The organism is Kitasatospora griseola, from assembly GCF_014648555.1.
In the GTDB taxonomy this organism is placed as follows: Bacteria; Actinomycetota; Actinomycetes; order Streptomycetales; family Streptomycetaceae; genus Kitasatospora; species Kitasatospora griseola.
Genome location: NZ_BMRI01000001.1, coordinates 268,135 through 271,421, shown reverse-complemented (window position 1 = coordinate 271,421; position 3,287 = coordinate 268,135). Strand labels below are relative to the sequence as shown.

3 protein-coding genes and 1 pseudogene are annotated in these 3,287 nt (G+C 73.8%); 3 read left to right on the top strand and 1 reads right to left on the bottom strand.

All coding sequences use genetic code 11. The annotated features are described in order from the left end of the window. Positions 1-381, bottom strand: a 381-nt coding sequence (locus IEZ12_RS37515; protein ID WP_229847130.1) for a TetR family transcriptional regulator, incomplete at its 3' end; no start/stop codon positions are given. 267 nt (positions 382-648) lie between these two features. Between IEZ12_RS37515 and IEZ12_RS01190 the strand changes: the two genes are divergently transcribed. From IEZ12_RS01190 to IEZ12_RS37510, 3 genes and pseudogenes are all read left to right on the top strand, one after another. Next, positions 649-1,968, top strand: coding sequence for a glycosyltransferase family 4 protein (locus tag IEZ12_RS01190; protein WP_189270338.1), 1,320 nt, complete (start codon positions 649-651; stop codon positions 1,966-1,968). 64 nt (positions 1,969-2,032) lie between these two features. Beyond that, positions 2,033-2,773 (top strand): class I SAM-dependent methyltransferase, encoded by a 741-nt coding sequence (locus IEZ12_RS01185; protein WP_189270337.1) that lies wholly within the window; start codon positions 2,033-2,035, stop codon positions 2,771-2,773. After that, positions 2,770-3,287 (top strand): annotated as a pseudogene (locus tag IEZ12_RS37510) (prenyltransferase); the annotation flags it as partial. The gene IEZ12_RS01185 and the pseudogene IEZ12_RS37510, both read left to right, overlap by 4 nt.

Here is a 3,287-nt window from a genome sequence, read left to right as displayed (position 1 = left end):
GCCCACCGAGCGGTCCGCGAAGGACAGCGCCCGCACCATCGCCTCTGCCAGCCGGGGCTCGCGCTGCAGCGCGTGGAAGGCGTGGGTGAGCGCCTCGGCGACCCGGGCCGCCGGGTCCGCCCCGGTCGGCGGACGCCGCCCGACCTGCTCGTACAGCCGTTCCAGCTGCTCGCGCATCACGGCCACCAGCAGGTGCACCTTGGACGGGAAGTAGCGGTACAGCGTCCCGAGGGCGACCTGCGCGCTCTCCGCCACCTCGCGCATCTGCACCGCCTCGAAGCCGCCCCGGGCGGCCAGCGCGGTGGCCGCCCGCAGGATGCCCCGGCGGCGCTCGGCCTGGCGCGGTGTCAGCGGCCCGGCGGCGGTGGCGTTCGCGGTCACGTTCACTCCCGGGGCGGAGGATCGAAAGGGCGGGTGGCCGGGACCGTGGTAACCGGCGGTAACAGCGGAGGGGCGAGCGGCTGAACAGCGTGGCGTGAATCACCTGCCACGGCTCCTGACGGCAAGCTACGGCCCGGTAATCTTCGAGGTCTCTCGTTGTCCGCTTTCCCCGACGGCGAGCCTGCACCACTGTGAAACGTGATCTACTTTACCGGTCGGCGGCCCCGCTCGTCGCCGGTCCCGGTGAGTAGGAAAGAGGGGCCCCGGATGACCGCGTTGCCGCCGCCGTCGCTGCGGATCGCCCTGCTGTCGTACCGCGGCGACCCGTTCTGCGGCGGCCAGGGCGTGTACGTGCGCCACCTGTCCCGGGAGCTCGCCCGGCTCGGCCACCACGTCGACGTGATCGGCGCGCAGCCGTACCCCGTGCTCGACGAGGTCGAGGGCCCCGGCTCGGTGCGCCTGGTGGAACTGCCCAGCCTCGACCTGTACCGCGCCGACGACCCGTTCCGCACCCCCGCCGCCGGCGAGTTCCGCGGCCCGGTGGACCTGCTGGAGTTCGCGGTGATGCGCAGCGGCGGCTTCCCCGAGCCGCTGACCTTCTCGCTGCGCGCCCGCCAGTACCTGGCCCGGCACAAGGGCCGCTACGACGTCGTCCACGACAACCAGACCCTCGGCTACGGCCTGCTCGGCCTGGCCCGGCACGGCTTCCCGCTGGTCACCACGGTCCATCACCCGGTCACCGTGGACCGGCAGTTGGAGATCGACGCGGCCGCCGGCCGGCTGGAGCGGCTCGGCAAGCGCCGCTGGTACGCCTTCACCCGGATGCAGCAGCGGGTCGCCCGCCGGCTGGAACACGTCATCACCGTCTCGGAGAGCTCCCGCGGCGAGATCGCCGACCACCTCGGCGCCGCCCCGCACGCCATCTCGGTCGTCCCGATCGGCGCCGACACCCGTCTGTGGTCGCCGTCCGACGCCGTCGCCCGGGTGCCCGGCCGGATCGTCGCCACCTCCAGCGCCGACGTCCCGCTCAAGGGCCTGGTGCACCTGGTCGAGGCGCTCGCCAAGGTCCGCACCGAACGCGACGCCCACCTGGTGGTGGTCGGCAAGCCGCAGAAGGGCGACGGCCCGGTCGCCGACGCGGTGCGCCGGTTCGGCCTGGAGGAGCACATCGAGTTCCGCACCGGCCTGACCGACGCCGAACTCGTCGACCTGTACCGCTCCGCCGAGGCCGCCTGCGTCCCCTCGCTGTACGAGGGCTTCTCGCTGCCCGCCGCCGAGGCGATGGCCACCGCCACCCCGCTGGTCGCCACCACCGGCGGCGCCATCCCCGAGGTCGCCGGACCCGACGGCGAGACCTGCCTGGCCGTCCCGCCCGGCGACGCCGGGGCGCTCGCCGCCGCACTCGGCCGACTGCTCGACGACCCCGCGCTGCGCGCCCGGCTCGGCGAGGCCGGGCGGGCCCGGGTGCTGGAACGATTCACCTGGGCCCGCGCCGCCGAACTCACCGCCGACCGCTACCGGGCCGCCATCGCCACCGGAGCGGGCGCCGCCGCCCGCTCCGGGCCCGGCTGGCGCTACGTCGGCTGACCGGACCCGTTCGGCCGACAGACCGTCAACACCCGTACCACCCTTCGTGAATGGGAGCCCCGCAGTGCTGACCGTCGACTTCTCCCGCTTCCCGCTCGCCCCAGGCGACCGGGTGCTCGACCTGGGCTGCGGCGGCGGCCGGCACGCGTTCGAGTGCTACCGGCGCGGCGCCAACGTGGTCGCCCTGGACCAGAACGGCGAGGAGATCGCCGAGGTCCGCAAGTGGTTCGCCGCCATGGAACAGGCCGGCGAGGCGCCCGCCGGGGCCAGCGCCACCGCCATGGAGGGCGACGCGCTGAACCTGCCGTTCGACGACGACACCTTCGACCGGATCATCATCTCCGAGGTGATGGAGCACATCCCCGACGACAAGGGCGTGCTCGCCGAGATGGTCCGCGTCCTCAAGCCCGGCGGCCTGCTCGCCGTCACCGTGCCCCGCTACCTGCCGGAGAAGATCTGCTGGGCGCTGTCCGACGAGTACCACGAGGTCGAGGGCGGGCACATCCGCATCTACAAGGGCGACGAACTGGTCGAGAAGGTCCGCGAGGCCGGCCTGGAGCCCTACGGCAACCACCACGCGCACGCCCTGCACTCCCCGTACTGGTGGATCAAGTGCGCGATGGGCGTCAACAACGACAAGGCCCTGCCGGTGCGCGCCTACCACCAGCTGCTGGTCTGGGACATCGTCGGCACCCCCGTCGTCTCCACCCTCACCAAGGCCGCCGAGAAGGCCCTCAACCCGGTCCTCGGCAAGTCCTTCGTCGTCTACGCCGGCAAGCCGCACCAGCCCCGGACCGGCGCGTGACCGCCGCCGTCCCCGCGGCCCTGCTGCTGGACGGCGTCCTCGACGCCGCCCAGGCCGCCGACACGGTGCGCTCGATCCTCGCCCACCAGCAGAGCGACGGCGCGATCCCCTGGTTCCACGGCGGCCACCTCGACCCCTGGGACCACACCGAGGCCGCGATGGCCCTCGACACCGCCGGCGAACACGCCGCCGCCGAAGCCGCCTACCAGTGGCTCGCCGACCGGCAGAACCCCGACGGGTCCTGGTACGCCGCCTACGCCTACGGGCAGGACGGCATCGCCGACGGCACCGCCACCGACCGGGCCCGCGAGACCAACTTCTGCGCCTACCTCGCCGTCGGCGCCTGGCACCACCACCTGTCCACCGGCGACGACCGCTTCCTGGAACGGATCTGGCCCACCGTCAGCCGCGCCCTCGACCACACCGTCCGGCTCAGCCTCCCCGGCGGGGCGATCGCCTGGCGGCAGGACGAGGACGGCGCCACCGCGACCGACGCGCTGCTCACCGGCTCCTG

Bases quoted from the DNA above. Each gene is read 5' to 3' on its own strand.
- IEZ12_RS01190 (WP_189270338.1), top strand. From the start codon at position 649: ATGACCGCGTTGCCGCCGCCGTCGCTGCGGATCGCCCTGCTGTCGTAC.